The 21,433-nt window shown below is 72.3% G+C and carries 8 protein-coding genes; 4 read left to right on the top strand and 4 right to left on the bottom strand.

All coding sequences use genetic code 11. The features are described 5' to 3' along the window. Positions 1-346 precede the first annotated feature (346 nt). The gene (locus NOD94_RS02155; protein ID WP_281203951.1) at positions 347-1,927 is read left to right on the top strand and encodes an adenosine deaminase; all 1,581 of its coding nucleotides are present in this window, start codon (positions 347-349) and stop codon (positions 1,925-1,927) included. Between the two features lie 148 nt (positions 1,928-2,075). Then, positions 2,076-3,113 (top strand): DUF4436 family protein, encoded by a 1,038-nt coding sequence (locus tag NOD94_RS02150; protein ID WP_281203950.1) that lies wholly within the window; start codon positions 2,076-2,078, stop codon positions 3,111-3,113. A 378-nt stretch (positions 3,114-3,491) separates the two neighbouring features. Here the strand turns inward: NOD94_RS02150 and NOD94_RS02145 are convergent, their stop codons facing one another. Beyond that, positions 3,492-4,664 carry an alpha/beta hydrolase gene (locus tag NOD94_RS02145; RefSeq protein WP_281203949.1) on the bottom strand — a complete coding sequence of 391 codons (1,173 nt, stop codon included), beginning with the start codon at positions 4,662-4,664 and terminating at the stop codon, positions 3,492-3,494. A gap of 451 nt (positions 4,665-5,115) precedes the next feature. On the opposite strand from NOD94_RS02145, the gene gyrB reads away from it, so the two are divergent. Continuing rightward, positions 5,116-7,065 carry a DNA topoisomerase (ATP-hydrolyzing) subunit B gene (gyrB, locus tag NOD94_RS02140; protein ID WP_281203948.1) on the top strand — a complete coding sequence of 650 codons (1,950 nt, stop codon included), beginning with the start codon at positions 5,116-5,118 and terminating at the stop codon, positions 7,063-7,065. Between the two features lie 24 nt (positions 7,066-7,089). On the opposite strand, the gene NOD94_RS02135 is transcribed toward gyrB, so the two are convergent. Next, complete coding sequence (locus NOD94_RS02135) at positions 7,090-7,314, bottom strand: MbtH family protein (RefSeq protein WP_281203947.1); 225 nt, start codon at positions 7,312-7,314, stop codon at positions 7,090-7,092. 161 nt (positions 7,315-7,475) lie between these two features. On the opposite strand from NOD94_RS02135, the gene NOD94_RS02130 reads away from it, so the two are divergent. Continuing rightward, entirely contained in the window at positions 7,476-8,585 is a 1,110-nt protein-coding gene (locus NOD94_RS02130) for an alpha/beta hydrolase-fold protein (protein ID WP_281203946.1), read from the top strand. Positions 8,586-8,600: 15 nt separating this feature from the next. Here NOD94_RS02130 and NOD94_RS02125 read toward each other — a convergent pair whose 3' ends face one another. Together NOD94_RS02125 and NOD94_RS02120 are read right to left on the bottom strand one after the other, a co-directional pair. After that, the gene (locus tag NOD94_RS02125) at positions 8,601-10,301 is read right to left on the bottom strand and encodes an ABC transporter ATP-binding protein (RefSeq protein WP_281203945.1); all 1,701 of its coding nucleotides are present in this window, start codon (positions 10,299-10,301) and stop codon (positions 8,601-8,603) included. After that, on the bottom strand, positions 10,288-21,405 hold the full coding sequence (locus NOD94_RS02120; RefSeq protein WP_281203944.1) for a non-ribosomal peptide synthetase: 11,118 nt from the start codon (positions 21,403-21,405) through the stop codon (positions 10,288-10,290). Before NOD94_RS02120 ends, NOD94_RS02125 begins: the two co-directional genes overlap by 14 nt. Positions 21,406-21,433 lie beyond the last annotated feature (28 nt).

Below are 21,433 nucleotides of genomic sequence, written 5' to 3'. Positions count from 1 at the left end.
AGGTTCTCCTTCGTAGCGGCGGTGATCGGCGCACGTGTATGCCACCCGCGGGAAACGAGGGGGCGAATATCCGGGCAATCCGTCCAGATCCGGAAGCACACTAACCACGGGCGAGGCCGATCGGCCCCAAGATCCCGTGGGCATTACCTCAATGCGGTGATCTTGTCGCGCGGGGTGTTTGAAGCCCGTTCAGACGATATTCGGACACGCCAAATGGAGCTGCGGGCAGTCGACTTGGGGCACGGCGGCGGCAGGAACGATTCGCTCCGGGCCCTCCCGGGTGATAGCCGGACACCTCCGGCCCGTCGAACCGACCTGGGGCCGTGGTCCTCACCACGATGTGCCGGTGATCTCCCCGCACGTGATCGGTGCGCTCTCCGCACTGGCACTCCTCGCGCCCTCGTCCGCCCAGGCGGCCCCCCTTCCCTCCGCTCCGGAACCGTCCGCTGCGGGCACGGCCGCCGAGAGGGCAGTCGACCGGTACCTGTCCGGTCCGCACCGACAGCCGGGGTGGTCGCGGGACTTCTTCGCCGACCTCCCCAAGGGCGGCGACCTGCACAACCACCTCTCCGGCGCCGTCTCCACCGAGTTCCTGATCGAACTCGCCGCCGAGGACGGCCTGTGCGTCGTCACGGCCACGAGCACCGCGGTCCCGCCGCCCTGCGGCGCCGGTACCCGCCCGGCGGCCGACGCCGTGACCGACGCGGAGTTCCGCCGTCAGGTCATCCGGGCCTGGTCCATGCAGGACTTCCCGGCCGACGGGAACGGGCACGACCACTTCTTCGCCACCTTCGGCAAGTTCGGCGAGGTCACCTGGCGCCACCCGGGCCGGATGCTCGCCGAGGTCGCCAACACGGCGGCCCGGCAGAAGCAGTTCTACCTGGAGACCATGATCTCCCCGGCCTTCATCGAGGCCCGCGCCCTCGCCGACCGCGTCGGTTTCGACGCCGACCTCGACCGGATGCACGACAAGCTCCTCGCCGACGGCGCCCTCGACGCGGTCGTGCGACAGGCACGCGCCGACGCGGACGCCACCGACGTCGAGTTCCGCACGGCCGCGCACTGCGACACCCCGCGCCCCGACCCGGCGTGTGCGCTGCCCTACCGCTGGATCGCACAGGTCGGGCGGGCGGCCTCCCCGGAGCGGGTCTTCACCCAGTTGGCGCTCGGCATGCGGCTGGCGGAGCGCGACTCCCGGTTCGTCGCCGTGAACCTGGTGCAGCCCGAGGACGACCCGGTGGCCCTGCGCGACTACCGGCTGCACATGCGGATGCTGAACCACCTCAAGACCCACTACCCGAAGGCGCACATCACCCTGCACGCGGGCGAGCTCGTCCCGGGCCTGGTCAAGCCGGAGGACCTGACCTTCCACATCCGTGAGGCCGCGCAGACCGGCCGGGCCGAGCGGATCGGGCACGGCGTGTCCGTGCTGCACGAGGACCGGTGGGAGTCGCTGATGCGCCACATGGCCGAGCGGCGGATCGCGGTGGAGGTGCCCTTCCACAGCAACCAGCAGATCCTGCGGGTCTCGGGGGACGCGCACCCGTTCGGCACGTACCGCCGCTTCGGCGTTCCGGTGGTCCTGGCCACGGACGACCCGGGCGTGTCGCGGATCGAGATCACCGACGAGTACCGCCGGGCCTCGGAAATGTACGGGCTGCGCTACCGGGAGCTGAAGGACCTCGCACGGGCCTCGCTCGACCACGCCTTCCTGCCGGGGCGGAGCCTGTGGCAGCCCGACGTCCGCACCGACTACCGGCCTGTCGCGGCGTGCGCCGCCGAGACGTCCGGCTCCGAACACGTCGGCGCGCGGTGCGGGCGGCTCCTGGAGTCCAGCCCGAAGGCACAGGTCCAATGGCGTCAGGAGGCGGCGTTCGCCCGCTTCGAGGCCGACCGCGCCCGACCGGGCGGTCCCGGTACGCACTGACCCCGACCGACGGGCCCGTCCCGGTACGCACTGACCCCGACCGACCGGGCCCCTCCCCCGCTCGGATCGCTCCGCGGCGGGGGCGGGCCCGGCCACCACCGGCCCCCTCCGTCTGGCGCCCGCCGCGGGCCTCCCGCAGCATCGGACCATGGCCGACGGTGACGAGTGGGCGGGCCCGGCCGGGCGGGAGGCCGCTGCCCGGCAGTTGCGCCGGGGCGTGGACGTCGTCCAGGACGTGAGCCGGCGCAGCGCCGAGCTGCCGTGGCGGACCCTGGTGACCGCCCTCGTCATCCTGGCGGTGGTGTGCGGCGCGGGGATCGCCCTGTACTTCGACGAGCGGAACACCCGTCAGCAGACCGTGGTCGTCGGCCCCCGGCAGGCCGCGGACCGCATCGACGTCCACGCCGACGTCCAACGCACCGACCCGGTGCTGCGCCAGATCACCGTGAGGGTCACCCTCACCCCCTTCGGCCGCTACCAGAGCCCCGACGGCTACCCCACCCAGGACCTCACGCTGTACGCGAACACCACCGGACAGCAGGAACTCCGGTTCCCGGCGGGCAGCGGGCTGTGGGTCCGGGACATCCAGGTCCCCCTCTCGGACGGCGCCTCCACGGACTACCCGTTCGACAAGTACACGGCCGACTTCGCGTTCGCCGCGACGGCCGGTTCCCTGGACACCCGGGTACCGGTCCTCCTGCGCCTGCACGACCAGGACCCGAACTTCGCGTACAAGAACGGCGACGGCTCCTACGAGGGGCAGGCCGCGTACCTGACCAGTGAGGTCAAACGCTCGCGCAGCACCTTCATCCTGGCCTGGTTCATGATCGCCGCCATGTGGGCGGTCGCCCTGTCGATCGTCACCGCCTGCTGGCTGGTGGTCGGGCAGCGGCGCGGCCTGCTGTGGCCGGCCCTCGGCTGGATGGCCGCCAGCCTCTTCGCCCTCGTCGGCCTGCGCAACGCGGCACCTGGCTCCCCGCCCAACGGCTGTCTGCTCGACTACCTGGCGTTCTACTGGGCCGAGGCGCTGATCGTCCTCAGTCTCACCGTGCTCGTCTTCCACGGCATCCGCATCGAGCACGGCCTCGGCGGCCCGGTGACCGACCCGCGGCAGGACGCGATGACCCGCCGGCGCCGCCCGCCCCGCAGGCGCACCGTCCCGGCGGGCCACCGCCGCCGCTCCTGACCGGCCTCCGCACCGCGCGGGCGGCCTGTGAGGCCCTGAACCGCGGCGCGCGGCCGGGCCACCGCGTCGGGGTGGTCCCGGCGGAAGCTCGCCGTCAGTTCGTCGAAGACGATGGAACGCGGTTCCCGGGAGGAGTTCGGCGGCGTGGGCGCGGCCGTGGAGGGGGGTCAGCAGGGTCATGGCCACGCCGCTGGGGCCGTGGGCGGAACCGCTGGGGCCGTGGGCGGAACCGCTGTCGTCGGAGGGGGTCGGCGTGGGCGTGGCTCCTCAGGTCGTGGGCGCGCGGACCGGACGGGGGCGTGCGGTGGGGGCGGGGAGCGCGGGTGGGGGCCGGGAGCGCGGGGGCGGCCCTCGCCGGGGGCGCCCCCGCGCCGGGTCTCAGCCGCGGTGGAACACGACCTCCGGGTCGGCCGGCGTCGGGCCGTTCAGCCGGGGGGCGGGCAGGCCTCGCAGGTGGAGGTCGAAGAAGTCGCCGACGTACGCCCGCGTGATCTGCTGGGAGCGGGTGCCGGAGAGCGGCGTCTCCGGGTGGCCGTAGCCCACTTGGTCGCCGAGGACCGGCCAGTCGGTGAATCCGGGGTGGCCGGCTCCGGTGACGGTCAGCCAGCGCTTCCAGCCGTCCAGCCGGGGCCAGGTGTCCTCCCAGGAGGTGTCCGGGAAGTCGGGCGGCAGCAGGGCGGGGTCACCGGCGAGCATGAGGAACGGGCGTCCTGCGAGTCCGCTCTGCGGCACCGGCGTGAAGAACGTGCCGTCCATGTTGACCCCGGCGTCGACGCGCGGGTCGACGGCCATGGTCGCCGAGGCCGCCGCGCCGCCGATGGAGTGGCCGGCCATGCCTATGTGGCGGGGGTCGATGAGTCGGGAGTACCGCCACGCGGGGTGTGGGCCGGTGAGCCGGTCGAGGACGAACGGGATGTCCCGGGCCCGACCGTCGGAGACCCGGTGGAGGGAGCCGTCGGGGAACACCTGCTCGCAGGCCTTGCAGGTGAGCAGCCGTCCGCCGGGGAAGACGGTGCCGTCCGACTCGTACGCGTGGTCCACCGCCGCCACGACGTAGCCGCGGCTCGCGAGGTCCTCGGCCAGGACGCTCAGCGAGGCGCGCGGCATGGTGAAGCCGGGCGAGAGCACGATCAGGGGGTACCGCTGCGCGGAGGGGCGGGGCAGGGCGCCGGAGCGGGACTGCGTACGGGTGGCGGCGACGCGCTCGGGCGTGACGTACTCGCCCAGTTGCCCCCGGTCGGTCAGCAGGGCCTTGGCCTCCGGGACGCTCAGGTAGGGCGCGGGGGTGCCGGTGTGCGCGAGCGCCGGGTAGTACAGGGAGAGCAGTAATTCCCGGTCGGCGGTGGGGACCCAGGGGTCCTTGCGGTCCCGGTCGACGAGGTGCAGGGTGTCGCGACCGACGGCGAAGGCGCCTGTGGTGCGGGGGAGTTCGAGTCTCGTGGCTTCCCCGGGCGGGGCGGCAGTGGCCGCGGCGGGGGTCGCGAGGGTGACGGGTGCGGCGAGGGCCAGGCCCGCCGCAACGGCCGTCAGCGCGCGAATGATCTTCTTCATGCCCGCATCCTAGAACCTTTTAGGCAAGCCTTACCTAACTTCCCTCGCGCGGATTCAGCGCTTCCCGCCGCGGCGCCACCAACCTTCCGGAACGGAAAGGCGACAGGAGCCCTTCTGCCGCACCGACAGACGGTGAACCTGGAGGGGGGTGGACCGACCACCCTGAAATCCACTGAAGGGGCAATTGGTGGCCCCCTAGGGGCCATTCGCGACCCCACCCACGGCCTGGAAAACAATTCAGAGGATGCGTCAAAGGTGGTGGAGATCGTAAACTTTGGCCAAGTCGACGGGCTGCCCGGACCGACGATCCGACCGTGCGCGCCGTCGGCCGTCGGATCCGCGACCACCTCCACCACCGCCCGCAATCACCCACCACCGCCCCCTCGCACCTGACACGCTCCGGCCCGTTCGGCCGTCGGCGTGCTCCGTGCTGCGCTCCGAGGAGTACTCCGTGACCCTTTCCGACGATCCGACCACCACCCCCTACGACGCGGGGACGATCACCGTCCTGGACGGGTTGGACCCCGTACGGCTACGGCCGGGCATGTACATCGGGTCCACGGGCGAACGGGGCCTGCACCACCTGGTGTACGAGGTGGTCGACAACGCCGTCGACGAGGCATTGGCGGGCGTCGCGGACACCATCGAGGTGACGGTGCTCGCCGACGGCGGCCTGCGGGTGACCGACAACGGGCGGGGAATTCCGGTCGACATGGTCGCCTCCGAGGGAAGACCGGCGCTGGAGGTGGTGATGACCGTGCTGCACGCCGGTGGCAAGTTCGGCGGCGGGGGCTACCAGGTGTCGGGCGGGCTGCACGGCGTGGGGCTGTCGGTGGTCAACGCGCTGTCCACGAAGGTGGTGGCCGAGGTGCGCAAGGACGGGTACCGGTACACCCAGACCTTCGAGGCCGGTACGCCCGTGGCACCGCTGCGACGCCACGGGGCGACCACGGAGACCGGCACCAGCATCACCTTCTGGGCCGATGGCACGATCTTCGAGACCACCGACTACGCCTACGAGACCCTCGCGCGGCGCTTCCGGGAGGTGGCGTTCCTCAACCGGGGCCTGACGGTGGGTCTGAGCGACGAACGGCCGGGGTCCCGGGAGGCCGTTCGGTACCGGTTCGACGGGGGGATCTCCGACTTCGTGGGCCACCTCAACTCCCGCAGGGGCGAACCCGTCCACCCCACCGTCATCTCCTTCGGGGCGGCCGATCCCGGGCGCGTCCTGTCCGCCGAGGTCGCGCTCCAGTGGAACACCGGATATCAGGCCGACGTCCATTCGTTCGCCAATGCCATCCGCACCCACGGCGGGGGCACCCACGAGGAGGGGTTCCGCGCCGCGATCACCGCGCTGGTCAACAAGTACGCCCGGGAGAAGAGGTTGCTGCGGGAGAAGGACGACAACCTCACCGGCGACGACGTCCGCGAGGGCCTGACGGCGGTCGTCTCGGTCAAGCTCGGCGAACCACAGTTCGAGGGGCAGACGAAGGACAAGCTCACCAGCACGCAGGCCAAGGCGTTCCTGCAGAGGGTCGTCCAGGAGCACCTTTCGGACTGGTTCGACCGCCACCCCGACGAGGCCGGTGACATCGTCCGCAAAGCCGTGTCGGCCGCGACCGCCCGGGCCGCCGCGCGCAAGGCGCGCGACCTCACCCGGCGCAAGGGTCTCCTCGAATCGGCCGCGCTGCCGGGCAAGTTGTCCGACTGCCAGTCGAACGACCCGGCCAGATGCGAGATCTTCATCGTCGAGGGTGACTCCGCCGGTGGTAGCGCGAAGTCCGGCCGCGACCCGATGCACCAGGCCATCCTGCCGATCCGCGGCAAGATCCTGAACGTCGAGAAGGCCCGGATCGACAAGATCCTCCAGAACACCGAGGTCCAGGCGCTGATCAGTGCCTTCGGCACCGGCGTGCACGAGGACTTCGACATCGAGAAGCTCCGCTATCACAAGATCATCCTGATGGCGGACGCCGACGTCGACGGCCAGCACATCAACACCCTGCTGCTGACCTTCCTGTTCCGCTTCATGCGGCCCCTCATCGAGGCCGGACACGTGTACCTGTCCCGACCCCCGCTCTACAAGATCAAATGGAGTCGGGACGACATCCGGTACGCGTACTCCGACGGGCACCGCGACAGCGTCCTGGAACACGGCCGGCGGCACGGCAAGCGGCTGCGCGACGACACCGTCCAGCGCTTCAAGGGTCTGGGCGAGATGAACGCGGAGGAGTTGCGCGTCACCACCATGGACGTCGACCACCGCGTGCTCGGCCAGGTCACCCTGGACGACGCCGCGTTGGCCGACGACCTGTTCTCGGTGCTGATGGGAGAGGACGTCGAGGCCCGACGCTCCTTCATCCAGCGCAACGCCAAGGACGTCCGCTTCCTCGACATCTGAGCCGGTCGCGTCGACCGGGCCCCGTCAGCCCGTGGGACGGGCGTCCATCGACCGCGCGAGGGAGAGCGGGCGCAGGTCCGTCCAGTGGGTCTCGACGAAGTCCAGGCACGCCTGGCGGGTGTCCTCGCCGAAGGCGGTGCTCCAGCCTCCCGGCACCTCGGCGAAGGACGGCCAGAGCGAGTGCTGGCCCTCCTCGTTCACCAGGACCAGGAAGCGGCCTTCGGCATCGTCGAATGGATTGGTGCTCACGTTCGGTGCCTCCTCGGGACCCCTGTCCAGGGGTGGACCTTCAAGGGAAGGAAACGTCATGCTTAGGTTAGGCTGGCCTAATTGAAATGAGCTTAGCGTTCTCCCCTTGCCCCTCACAAGGAGACCTCCATGCGCCTCGTGACCGAACGCAGGGCCCGGCAGTGAGCGATCCCGCCCCCGACCCCGGCGCCGCGACGGAACACCCCTTCGCCGCGTTCGGGCTGCCCGGCAGACCCGGGACGGACGGATTCTGGGCGGCGGCGGGGGCACCCGCCTCCGTGCCTTCCGACGGCGGCTGGCTGACCCTGTTCCTCCGGCGCGGCTCCCCCGCCCGGATCGAGTTCGAGAGCTGGTCCGAGCCCGTCGCCCTTCGCCGGTGGCGCGACTCGGACTGCTGGTACACCGAAGTGCCCATGCCCGCCCGGCTGCGGGTGACCTACTGGTTCCTCACGGACGACGGCGCGTACGCCGACGCGCTCAACCCGGCCGGCGCCGGCGGGAACCGGTCCATCGCCGCCACCCCCGACACCCCCCCGCAGCCGCACTGGCCCGCCGTCGGCGCGGACGACGTCCTGCCGCTGCCGGGCACCCGCATCCGCTGGGCCGGCCGACGCCTCGGCGGCCGGCGGACCGTACGGATACACCCGGCCGGTGGTGGTGGGCCGTTGGTCCTGCTGCTCGACGGCGACGACTGGCTGTACCTGCACCCGGCGGTGGCCGCCTTCGACTCGGCCGTCGCGAGCGGCGCCGTGCCGCCCGTCACGCTCGTCTTCCTGCCGACCCGGGACCGGGAGGCCGAGTTCGGGTGCCGGCCGGAGCTGTGGGAGGCCGTCCGGGACGAACTGCTGCCGCTGATCGCGGACACCGGCGTCCCCGCGGACCGGAACCGGCTCGTGGTGGCCGGGCAGAGCCTCGGCGGCCTGAGCGCGATGTACGCGGCGTTGGAGTTCCCCGAGCTGGTGTCCCGCGTGGCCTGTCAGTCGGGGTCGTTCTGGTGGACGCCGGACGCCGCCGGGCTCGCGGACCCGTTGGCCGGCCCGGTCGGCGGCGCCGTCGCCGCACGCCTGCGGGAGCGTCCCGACCTGTCCGGACTGCGGGTCGCCTTCGACGTCGGGGAACACGAGACCCGCATGCTGCCGCACTGTGAGCTGACGGAGGCCCTGGCCGAACGGGCCGGGGCCTGCGTGAGCGTCTCCCGGTCGCCCTCGGGCCACGACCGGGCGGGGTGGCGGCACGCCCTGCTCAGGGACGTCGCCCGGGTGCTCGCGTAGCGGGCTTCCGGCCGGTCAGCGGGCCACCGCCGCGCAGTAGTCCTCGTCGCCGGCGAGCAGGTTCCGGTGGGTGTCCTCGGCCGTGATGACTCCGTCGTCGAGGACGAGGACCCGGTCGGCGGCGTCCAGGAGGGCCGGGCTGCTGGTGATGACGACGGTGGTGCGGCCGCGGCGCAACTCGGCGAGGTTGCGGGCGATGAGCTGTTCGGTGACCGCGTCGACGGCTGTCGTCGGGTCGTGCAGGACGAGGACGTCCGTGTCGGCGGCGAGGGCGCGGGCCAGGGACAGCCGTTGACGCTGCCCACCGGACAGGTTCGCGCCGCGGTCGTGGACACCGTGGTCGAGCCCCTCGCGGTGCAGGGCGACGACATCGGTCAGCATGGACGCCTCGACGGCCTCGGCGACCATGCGGCTGGTGCCCGTCGGGTCGATGTTCGTACGGAGCGTGCCGGCGAAGATCTCCGCCTCGTACGGGTTCACCAGCATGTGCGCGCGGACCGCCTCGATCGACAGGTCGCCGATCTCCTGCTCGCTGACCCGTACCACTCCGTCGTACGCGTGCGGCGGGACCTTCACCGACAGGATCGAGGCGAGGTCGGCCGCGGCGCGCGGCTGGTATGCGGCGATCGCCACGAACTCACCGGCCGGGACCTGGAACTTGAGCTCGTGCAGGACGCCGTACCGGACGCAGTCGATTTCGAGGGATCCTCCCGCGGCCGGGCGCTGCGGCCCCGGGGTGGTCACCGGCGGGGCGGCCAGCACGAGCGCCATCCGCTGCGCCGAAGCCCGCGCCATCATGACGTACTTGGGCATGTCCGAGAACATCTTGAGCGGCTCCATGATGAACTGGGCCAGCCCCACGGCCATCACGAGTTCCCCGATGGTGATCTGCCGCTCGAACGCCAGCCAGCCGGCCGTCAGGGTCACGGTGGCGGCGAGGACCGCGTTCAGTGCCATGGCGGTGCCCGCGTAGGCGCCGTTCGCCATGGCCACGGTGACCGCCTGGTGCCTCGCCTCCGTGCTGACCTTCCGGTAGGACCCGAACGCGGCGTGGTTGCCGCCGAATCCGTGCAGCGGACGCAGACCCGTGATCAGGTCGGCGACCTTCGCTCCGGCCCGCGCCACCCGGGCCTGCTGTTCCCGGGTGCTGGAGCCGATGCGCTTCGACATCACGCTGAGGACGAGCAGGATCGCGACGGTTCCGACGATGACCAGCAGGCCGAGTCGGCCGTCGGCCAGTCCCAGGGCGACCGCGGCGATCAGTACGGCGACCAGTGAACTGATCAGGAGCGGCACCACCTCGATGATGTCGGCCGTCTGGTCGGCGTCCTCGGTGGCGATGGTCAGCACCTCGCCGGACTTGAGGCCGGTGTCCCTGGGCACCGGCTGGAGCCCGCAGTCCGCGACCTGTACGCGCCAGCGGTGCGCTTCGGTCGTGTTGGCCTTCTGCAGGACGCGCATCCCGAACCGCCACGACAGCGACACGGTCGTGATGATCACGGCCAGCGCGCCGATCGACAGGGCGAGGGCGCCCGGGCTGCGGTCCTGCATCGTGTGCTCGACGATCAGGCCGAGCGCGATGGGGAACGCGGTCTCACCGGCCTGGTAGAGGCCCATGAGAACGGTTCCCCAGAACATGGCTCCGAGGTTGCGGCGCAGTGCCGTCCGGAGGATGTCGGACCCCGTGCGGGGCCTCTGCGTGTCAGGAGTTGTCATCGAGGTGGCGCGCAATCGCTTCCGGGGTTCGTAGGGTGAACAGGTCTCGGACGGTCACCACAGGACCGTACTCGCGGCGGAGCAGCCCGATCAGCCGCACCGCAAGCATGGAGTGTCCCCCGAGGGAAATGAAGTCGCTCACCGCGCTCACCTCGTCGTCGTCCAGGTCGAGTGCCTCGGCGAAGAACTCGCGGACGACGGCCTCCGTCGCGGTTTCCGGGCCCCGCTCCCCCGCCGTGGTCAGCGCGCCGAGCGGCTTGGCCTCGGGCAGGGCCTTGGTGTCGGCCTTCCCGTTGACGGTGAGCGGGATGCCACCCACCCGGGCGTAGTGGGTGGGGCGCAGGAAGTCCGGTAGTGCGGCGCCCACTTCGGCGGCGACGGCCGCGAGGAAGGTGCCGTCCCGGTCGTCGCCGCCCGCCTCGTAACCGCCGTCGCCGTCGTCGAGTACGAGGTAGGCCGCCAGCCGGTACGTGCCGTCGACCTGGGGGTCGGGTTGGGCGACCGCCGCGACGAAGCGTACGGCGGGATGCGCCGCGAACGCGGCCTCGACCTCGCCCAGTTCGACGCGGTGTCCCCTGATCTTGACCTGCTGGTCGGTCCTGCCGAGGTACATCAGGTTGCCGTCGGGGCGCCGGGCGACCAGGTCGCCCGTGCGGTACATGCGCTCGCCGGGCGGGCCGAAGGGGCACGCCACGAACCGGTGGGCGCTCTGGGCGGGTTGTCCGAGGTAGCCGCGGGCGATGCCGATGCCCGCCACGTACAGCTCGCCGGGGACCCCGTCCGGCAGGGGGCGCAGCCACGGGTCCAGGACGTGGACGTCGGTGTTGTCGATCGCCACGCCCACGACGGGGTCCTGGCACTCGAAGGTGCCGACGCCGAGGGTGTTGATGGTGTACTCGGTGGGCCCGTACAGGTTGTAGCCGGCCGTGCCGTCGGTCGCCGCGAGCCGCTGCCACAGTGTCGGGGTGACGGCCTCGCCGCCCAGGAGCACCAGGGCCGGCCGGTGTGCCGGGTCGTCGAGCAGGCCCTCGGCGACGAGCTGCTGGGCGTAGGTCGGGGTCACGTTGATGACGTCGATCCCGTGCCGGAGGCAGTACTCGACGAGGCGCGGTGCGTCGCGGCGCAGTTCCTCGTCACATATGTGCACCTCGTGGCCGTCGGCGAGCCACAGCAGTTCCTCCCAGGACATGTCGAACGCGAAGGACACGGTGTGCGCGATCCGGAAGGTGCGGTGGCCGTGTTCCGCCAGGACCGGCTCGAAGATCCGGCGCTGGTGGTTGATCAGCATGTTGGTGAGCCCGGCGTACTCGGTCACCACGCCCTTGGGCCTTCCGGTGGATCCGGAGGTGTAGATCGTGTAGGCGGGGTGGCGGAGCCGGTGGGGATCGTCCGGTGCGAACGTCACGAGCGGCTCGGCTTCGGGAAGGGGCCGGTCCAGCTCGAACAGGGCGGTCGCCGGGACCCCGGTCACGGAGCCGGTGAGGCGGGGTGTCACGGAGCTCACGGTGAGGAAGGCGTCCGGGCGGGCGTCCGCGACGATCGCCGCGATCCGCTCGTCCGGGTGGTCCAGTTCCAGCGGCACGTACGCGGCACCCGTGCGCAGCACGGCGAACAGGGCGACGATCGAGTCGAGGGAACGCGGGAGCGCGAGGGCCACCGTGTTCTCCGGGCCGATGCCGCGCCGGGCGAGCACGCCGGCCACCGCGCGGCTGCGGTCCCGGAGCCGGCCGAAGGTCATGGTCCGGCCGTCGGCGACGACGGCCACCCGCCGCGGATCGCGGTCCGCGGCCCGGTCGAAACGGTCGACCACGGTGTCCGTGCCCACGTCCGTGCGGGCGGCGGGCCGGGGGTCGGGGCCCAGGCCGCGCAGGGTGCCCAGGGGCCCGGTCCACCGGGCCAGGTCGTCCAGTACGCGCAGGTATTCGTCGAGGAGGCGGCGGGCGCCGGGGGTGTCGTCGTCGCGGTGTTCCAGTTTGACCGTGAGCCGTTCACCGGGGGTGACGACCCAGGTGAAGGGGTAGTGGGTGGAGTCGTCGGCCCGCACGGCGGTGATGCCGTGTCGGGCGTTCATCGCGGCGAACGCGTCCATGTCCAGGAAGTTCTGGAGGACGAACAGGTTGTCGAACAGGGCGTCGTGTCCGCCGGCGCGTTGGATCTCGCCGAGCCCGAGGTGTTCGTGCTCCATCGCGGCGACCCTGGCCTCCTGTACGGCCGACAGGTATTCCCGGACCGTGTCGCCGGGCCGAGCCCGGGTCCACATGGGGACGGTGTTGAGGAGCACACCGACGATGTCGGACAGGCTCTCGCCCTCACGGCCGGACACGGTCACGCCGAACACGGCGTCGGCCCGGCCCGTGCGAGCGGCCAACAGGAGACCGAAGGCCCCCGTCAGCAGGGAGTTCAGCGTGACGCCGTGGGTCCGGGCCGCTGCCCGCAGCAGCTGCGACCGTTCGGCGGAGAGGGTGTGCACGAGGGTGCCCGGCAGGCCGTCCGGGAGGGTGGGGGCCGGTCCTGCCAGCAGGGTCGGTCCGGGCAGACCCGTCAGGTGTTCCGCCCAGAAGCGCTCCGATGCGGCGGGGTCCTTGGCGGCGAGCGCCCGGGCGTGGTCCTCGAAGGACGGCGCGGCCGGTGTCGGAGCCGTCAACTCGCCGGCGAGCGCGTTCCGGTAGGCGTCGAACAGGTCCCGCAGCACGATCTCGCGGGACCAGCCGTCCCACAGCAGCAGGTGGTAGCTGAGCAGGAGCGCGTCCCGGTCGTCCGGCCGGCGGATCACGGTCAGCCGGATCAGTGGTGGCCGGTCCGGGTCGAATCCCGTGTCGCGATCGCGGGCGAGCAGGGTGTCGACCTCCGCGTCCGTCGCGAGGGTGACGGTGCGGACGTCGACGCGTCGGCCCGCGCCGAGGACCTGGACCGGGTTCCCGTCGTCGTCGGTGGTGAACCCGGCGCCGACGACCGGGTGCCGTCCGATCACCCAGGCCATCGCCTCGGCGAGTGCGTCGGTGTCCAGGCGCCGGTCGAAGGTGAAGTGGCTCTGTGCGACGTAGTGTCCGGCCGGACCCGCCATCTGGGCCTGGAAGAACAGTCCCCGCTGGAGCGGGGTGACGGGAGCGGTGCGCTCGGCGGTCGTCGCGGCGTCGGCGAGTGCCGTCAGGGCGGCGGACCAGTGCTCGGTGATCGTGTCGGGTACGCCTTCGGCGAGGGTGAAGGCGGCGTGCAGGCTTCCGGTGTCGGCGTCGGTCCACGCGTTGACCTCGACGGCGTAAGGGCTGCTCGCGTCGCCCACGGTGAGCTGCGGGGCCCGTGACTCGCCGCCCCGGCCGAGGTAGTTGAACAGCACCTGTGGGCGGGCGGTGAGCAGCGGGGCCGTCTGGGTGTCGAGGTACCTGAGCCGGCCGTAGGCGACGTGCGCCCGCTCGTCCGGTCGGCGCGCGGCGAGCTCTCGCGCCGCCTCGAGGGGGTCGGTGTGCGCGGTGAGTCGTACGGGGGCGATGGAGGTGAACCAGCCGACCGTGCGGCTGTAGTCGTGGTCGGGCAGTGCGGGAACCCGGCCGTGCAGCTCCAGTTCGATCGTGAGGTCGGTGGGTGTGGGCTGGATGTGGGTCAGGGCGGTGCGCAGGGCGCCGCAGAGCAGCTCGGTGAGGCCTACGCCGAGTGCGGCGGGCGCGGTGCGGGTGACGAGGTCGCTCGCCGCGGGCGGGAGGACGACGGTGGTGCCGCGCGGGGTGCCGGCCCCGATGACGGGCAGCAGCGGGGGCGCCTGGAGCGTGGTGATCCAGTGCCCGAGGTCGTCGATGTCGTGGGCGGACCCGTGGGCGAGTGCCGTCGCGTACGCGGCGTAGGAGGTGGTCGGCGGCGGCAGGGCCGTGCCGCGGAGGGCGGTGGCCAGGTCGTCGAGCAGGACCAGCCAGGAGACCGCGTCGACGGCGAGGTGGTGGACGGTGACCACCAGGGTCCGGCTCTCCTCCAGCCAGGCGAACGCGATGACCTCGCCGGCCTCGGGGTCGAGCCGTCCGGCGGCCTCGTTCGCCACGGTCGTCGCGCGGGAGGCGCCGATCGGGCGGGAATTGCCGGTCGGATCGGGGGTCCCGGTCGGATCGGGGGTGCCGGTCGCGTCGGGGGTGCCGGTCGCGTCGGCGGTCCCGGTCGGATACGAGGTCCCGGTCGCGTCGGGCCGGGTGACGGTGACCTCGCGGGCGGGTTCGGTGCTCAGGGCCCAGACGCCGTGTTCGACGCGCAGTCGCATCCGGAGCACGGGGTGCGCGGCCACGACGGCGTTCGCGGCGCGCAGGACGTCGGAGAATCCGATGCCCTCGGCCACCTCCAATGTCCTGGCCTGGGCGAACCGGATGAGGGAGCCGCCCAGCTCCCGCCGGCGCAGGATGATCGGGGTCGGCGTCAGCGGGCCGTCTTCGTGGGGTGCGGGTGCGCTCGGCGCTGCCCGCGGTGTGGTCGTCGCGAGGTGTGCGGCGAGGGCGCGCGGGGTCCTGAGGAGGAACACGTCCCGCGGGGTGATGGCGAGGCCCAGTGCCCGGGCCCGATTGACGACGGTGATGGCGAGGATGCTGTCGCCGCCCGCCCGGAAGAAGTCGCAGTCGCCGTCCACTGCGGTGCCGGGCAGCGTCTCGGTGAAGATGTCGACGAGTGCGGTGAGCGCGACGGGCGCGGTGGGCGCGCTCTCGGATACCGGGGGGTCCTGCCGGGCGGCCCGCTCGGTGAGGGCCTTCCGGTCCAGTTTGCCGTTGACCGTCAGCGGCAGGGCGTCGACGGTCAGGGCCCGGCCGGGCACCATGTGCGCCGGCAGCTTCGCGGCGAGGAGGGCGGTGAGGTCGTCGGGGATCCGGCCCACGACGTGCGCGACCAGGTGGTCACCGCTGTCGGCCACGGTGACGGCGACGTCGATGACGCCGTCGAGTTCCCTGATCCTGGACTCCACCTCGCCGAGCTCGATGCGGAACCCCTTGAGCTGTACCTGGTCGTCGGCGCGGCCGGTGAACTCCAGCTCCCCGTCGAGCGTCCGACGGGCGAGGTCGCCCGTGTGGTACATGCGGGAACCGTCGGCCGCGAACGGATCGGCCACGAACCTGCTCGCGGTGAGCGCCGGCCGGCCGAGGTAGCCGAGCGACACCTGGTCGCCCGCCACGTAGACGGCTCCCTCCCGGCCCGGTGGCACCGGTCGGAGCCGGTCGTCGAGGAGGTGGGTGACGAGGCCGGGGATGGGGGCCCCGATCGGGCTGACGTCGTCGCCGCGGTCGAAGTCCTCGTCGGTGAGGACGCGGTGGGTGACGTGCACGGTGGTTTCGGTGATGCCGTACATGTTGACCAGCTCGGGGGTTGCGGTGCCGTGCCGGTCGACCCAGCCGCGCAGCCGCCCGAGGTCCAGCGCCTCCCCTCCGAAGACGATCCGGCGCAGGGCGGTGGGCGGCGATCCGGCGTGCCGGTCGGCCTCGATGAACCGGTGGAAGGCCGACGGCGTCTGGTTGAGCACCGTCACCCCGCGGTCGCGCACCAGCCGGTGGAAGTCGACCGGGGATCGGGTCAACGCGTGGTCCGGAACGAGGAGTTCGCTGCCATGCGCCAGTGCGCCCCAGAGTTCCCAGACCGCGAAGTCGAAGGAGTAGGAGTGGAATTGGACCCACACGTCCTCGGGGCCGAAGTCCATGTCGTGCCAGGTGTTCGCGAGCAGGGTGACAACCGCGGAGTGCGGGACGACGACGCCCTTGGGCCTGCCGGTGGAGCCGGACGTGTAGATCACGTACGCCGGATCGTGCCCGCCGGCCACGGCCGGCGGCGGGGCCGTGGCCGCGGACGCGGCGTCGTCCGGCGCGGGCCCGTCCCCCTGGACGAGCACGCGGGCCGCGACTCCCGCCCGGGCCAGCAGTTCCGTGAACCGGTCCCGCCGCTCACGGTCCACGAGGACGACCTGGGGGGCGGAGTCGGCCAGGATGTACACCAGCCGTTCGTCCGGGTAGGCGGGCTCCAGCGGTACGTACGCGCCGCCCGCGGTGACGACGGCGATCAGGGCCGTGACCTGCTCCACGGAGCGCGGAACGGCGACGGCGACCCGTTCGCCGGGCCCGACTCCGGCCGAGCGCAGGACGGACACCAACGCGTCCCTGGCGTCGGCCAGTTCGCCGTAGGTGAGGGAGTGCGTGGGGCCGTCGATCGCGCACTGGGTGACGGCGGTGGCGTCCGGGTCGCGCCGGGCGGCGGCCTCGAACAGGTCGCCCAGGGTGGTGGGGGTGATCCGCGCGGGGCGCCGGGCGTTCTCGGGCGCCGGCGCGTCCACCGGTGCGTCCGGGCGGTCCAGCAGGCCCGTGAGGGTGCGGGTGAAGGTGCCGAGCAGGGCGCGGGCGGTGGACTCGCGTACCAGTGCGGCGTCGTGAATGAGGTTGAAGCGCGGGCGGCCGTCGAGGGTGCGCTCCACCACGAGCGTGAGGGGATAGTGCGGGGCGCCCTCGTTGACGATGCCGGTGATGGCCAGGGTGTCGTCGGGGCTCCGCAGCGCTCGGAGGTCGGTCGCCACGTCGAACACCACCAGGGTGTCGAAGAGGGGTCCGGTGCCGCTGCGACGGCTGATCCGCGCCAGGGAGACGTGTTGGTGCGGTCGTACGGCGCCCTGGTGTTCGCGCACCGAGGTGAGCAGTTCGCGTGCCGTGGTGGTCGGGGTCCACCGGGCGCGCAGGGGGACGGTGTTGATGAGGAGGCCCACCATGTCCTCGATGCCGGGGACGTCCGCGTCGCGCCCGGAGACGGTGGAGCCGAACACGACGTCCCGGGTGTGCAGGGCGCCGCCCAGCGTCAGCGCCCAGGCGCTGTGCACGGCCACGCTGAGCGGGACCCCCGCCGAGCGGACGGCCTCGTCGATGTCGTCGTCCGGTTCCTCGGCCACGTCGGCGAACCGGTCGGACGGTGGGTGTCCGCCGGCGACCAGGGACGGCCCGGGCAGGCCGGCGAGCTGGTGGCGCCACACCCGGTCGCTCTCGTCCTCGTCGAGTGTGGCGAGCCGTCGCACGTGCTCGGAGAAGCCGCCGCGCGGGTACCCGGTCCCCGGGGCGTGGTACTCGGCGAGCAGCGCGCGGAGCATCGGCGGCACGGACCAGCCGTCGGCGATGATGTGGTGCACGGTCTGTACCAGGACGTGCCGGCCCGAGCCGGCGCGGATGAGGGTGTAGCGCATCAGCGGGCCGGTGGCCAGGTCGAAGCCGGCGCGGCGGTCCCGTTCGGCGTGGTCGCGGATCTCCTCGTCGGTGATGCCGGGTCGGTCCAGGGTGGTGAACGGGGCCTCCACACCGCTTTCCAGGACGGAGACCACCCGACCGTCGGCGAGGGCGACGAACCGGGCGGCGAGGTTGGGGTGGAGGGTGAGCAGTCGGGTGGCCGCCGCCGCGAGCCGCTCTTCGTCCACCTCTCCTTCCAGCGTGAGCAGTTGCTGCTCGACGTAGCTGCCGTCGGTGCCGTCGTCGAAGACCGAGTGGAAGTACAGGCCCTCTTGCAACGGGGTCAGCGGCAGGACGTCCCGCAGCGTCGGACCGTCCAGGTCGTCGACGTCCGCCTGGGTGAGCGCCACCGGGGCGAAGTCGCTGGGAGAGTGGCCGCCCACGGGTAGGGCGGCCAGGGCGGCCAGTCCGGTGAGGGCCTCCTGGAAGTACGCGCCGATGAGGGCCGCGTCCTCCTCGGCGAGCAGCCCGTCGGGCCAGGAGAGGGTGGTGACCAGTTCGTGGCCGCCGGTTGCGTCGGGCTCGGCGATGGCGTTGAACTCCAGGGCGCGCGGCAGGCGCATCCGTGGGTCGCGTCGCTCCCCCAACTGGTCCGTGGCTTGCGCCAGTTCCCAGTCCCCGGTGGATCCGGCGTCGAAGCGGCCGAGGTAGTTGAACAGGACCTGGGGGGCGGGGGTGTCGAACTCGGCTCCGGTCAGGTGGCGCAGGACTCCGTAGGAGAGGCCGTTGCGCGGGATCCGGGCGAGGTCCTCCTTGACCGCCTTGAGGGCGGTGGCCAGGTGGCCGGGGGCGGTGTGGTCGACGGCCGGGCCGGGGTCGACGGTCACGGGGAAGAGGGTGGTGAACCACCCCACGGTCCGCGACAGTTCCGGTTCGAAGCCGGCGGTGTCGGCCACGAAGCGGCCTTCGCGGCCGTGGCCCTCCAGTTCGACGTGGGCGAACGTCTGGTCCTGTCCGAGGTCGCGGCGCCACCGGGCGAGGGTGACGGCCAGCGCGGTCAGGAGTACGTCGTTGGCGCCCGCGTGGAACTTCGCGGGTACCTCGCCCAGCAGTGCGGCCGTGGTGTCGGGGTCGACGCGCACGGTCGTCGTCCGTTCCCGGGCGACGGTGTCGGCCGCGGACAGGGCGCGTCGGCCCAGCGGGGCGTCCGGTCCCGGGAGGGGGCGCCGGTAGCAGGCGCGGTCCGGGTCGAACGCGGCGCGCTCCAGTAACTGGGTCCATCGTCGGAACGACGTGCCCGCGCGGGGCAACTCGATCGGCGTACCGGCGGAGAACCGGCGCCATGCCGTGGCGAGGTCCTCCATCAGGATCCGCCAGGACACGCCGTCGACCACGACGTGGTGGGCGACGAGCACGAGTTGGCGTGCCGTGCGGCGCCAGACGGCCCGCAGCATGACGCCGTCGTCCGGGTCCAGTCCGTCGGTGGCGAGCGCGACGCAGGCGTCGAGCGGCCCGTCGCTCTCCTGCCAGATCCCGGAGGCGGGCCGGGCCGCTTCCGGGATCTCGAAGCCCCAGTGCTGCGCGCGCACCAGTCGGGCGCGGAGCATGTCGTGGCGGTCGAGCACGGCGGTGAGGACCGCGTCGAGGGCGTCGGCCGTGAGGTCGGGCGGGGTGTTCAGCACGACCGACTGAACGAAGCCGTCGATCGCGTCCGTGGTCTCGCCGAGCCACCGCACGACGGGCGATCCGACGACGGCGCCCGTCGCCACGTCGTCGTGGTCCACGCCGACGACGGCTCCACGGTCGGCGACCGCGGCCAGCGCCCCCACGGCGCTGTTCGTGAAGATCTGGCGGGCGGTGACGTGCAGGCCCGCGTCACGCAACGCGCTCAGCAGGGAGATCGCCAGGATGCTGTCCCCGCCGAGCTGGAAGAAGTCCTGGTCGACGCCGACCTCGTCGAGGCGCAGTACGGTGGCGACCGCCGCGCACACGAGGCGTTCGTTCTCCGTGGCGGGTGGGGTGACCGTGCCGGCCGTGATCGCGGGCTCCGGCAGCGCGGCCCGGTCGATCTTGCCGTTCGCCGTGAGCGGGAACTCCTCCATCACGACGATGTGGGTGGGGACCATGTACTCGACCAGGTGCCCGGCGGCCCACGCCTTGACCTCGTCCGCCCGCAAGCCCTCGTTCCCGGCGGCCGGGATCACGTAGCCCACCAGGTAGGTGCCGCCCGCCGTGTTCTTCTTCGCGACGACGCAGGTGTGCCGTACCGCGGGATGCTCCGCGAGGCCGACCTCGACGTCCTCGATCTCCAGGCGCATGCCGCGGATCTTGATCTGGTTGTCGGCGCGGCCCAGGAAGTCGAGCGAGCCGTCCGGGGCGTAGCGCGCGAGGTCACCGGTCCGGTACAGCCGGGAACCGTCGGCGGCGAACGGGTTCGCGACGAACCGGGACGCGGTCAGGCCGGGCGCGTTGACGTAGCCACGGCCCAGGAGGAAGCCGCCGACGTAGAGCTCGCCGCCCACGCCGACGGGGACGGGGCGGAGTTCGTCGTCGAGGACGTAGAGCCGGGTGTTGGGGTTGGCCTTGCCGATCGAGGTCGACAGGCGTTCCGCGGCGCCCCGGTAGATGACGTGGGAAACGCCGATGGTCGTCTCGGCCGGGCCGTAGCCGTGGTACATCGGTATGTCGAGCCGGGTGCGGAAGCGCTCGTACAGCTCCGGGGTCAGGACCTCGCCGCCGCACCACACGTGCCGCAGGCTGTCCAGCCGGTCGGTGTCGCCCGCGATCTCCAGCAGGACGTCGAGCATGGACGAGACCAAGTACGTGAAGGTGACGTGCTGTTCGGCGATCACTTCCAGCAGGTGGTGCGGGTCTCGTTCGCCGCCGGGGCGCAGGACCACCAGCCTGCCGCCGGACACCAGGGGCAGGAAGATCTCGTTGATGGAGATGTCGAAGGACAGCGGGGCCTTGAACAGGGAGGCGTCGTCGGTTCCGAAGTGGAGGATCTCGTCGACCTGCCACAGCAGGCGCTCGCTGATCGCCTCGTGGCGGATCATCGCGCCCTTGGGCCGGCCGGTCGAACCTGACGTGAAGATCACGTAGGCCAGGGCCTCGCCGGGGACGGTGGGGCCGGCGCCCGGGTCGGGACGGGAGTCGAACCGCCAGTCGCCGAGGTCGACCGGCACGGCTTCCGGTTCGTCGGGGGCGTGCTCGCCGGAGGTGTTGATCTGCAGTCCGACGCGGGCGTCGGCGATGACGACGGCTCGGCGCGCGGCCGGCCACTGGGGATCGAGGGGGACGAACGCGGCGCCTGCCCGGAGGACGCCGAGCAGGGCGACGACCATGTCGGCGGATCGGCCCAGCGAGATGCCGACGACCTGTTCGGCGGCGATTCCGCGCTCGATCAGATGATGCGCCAACTGGCCTGATAATCGCGCGGCTTGACGGTACGTCAGGGTTCGGTTCTCATCGACGATCGCGACGGCTTCCGGCCTGGTGCGGGCCTGTTCCAGGAACATCTCGACGATGGTCGGGCGGATCCGATCGGCCCCGGTGTCGTTCCACCCGGCCAGGGCCTCGATCCGCCCCGCGACGCCGGAGGGGCCGATGGTGGCGACGGGCCGGTCCGGGAAGTCGGCGAGGTCGTCCAGGGCGAGCTGCGCGTCGGCGCGTACGACGCCTTCCGGGACGGCGATGCTCCGGCCGTCCGCGCCGACCTCCCAACCGGCCGGTCCGACGCCGCCGTTGTCCACCCACGCGAGGACGTCGACGAACAGGGTCCCGGGGGTCAGCCCCAGGCCTTCGGGGTCGCGGCCCGTGGCCCAGTACGACAGCCCGATGGCGCACGCCTCGGCGATGGTCCTGTCGGAGTGCTGACCGGTTCTCCGGCGCACGTCGGCCAGGCGCTTCGCGGAAAGCCGTACGTGACGAGCTGTCGGTTCCGTCATCGGGGAATCAACGTCCTTTCCGTTTCAC

The organism is Streptomyces sp. Isolate_45, assembly GCF_024721315.2.
Lineage (GTDB): Bacteria > Actinomycetota > Actinomycetes > Streptomycetales > Streptomycetaceae > Streptomyces.
The sequence above is the reverse complement of the archived record's forward strand: the minus strand, read 5'-3'. Positions and strand labels throughout refer to the sequence as shown.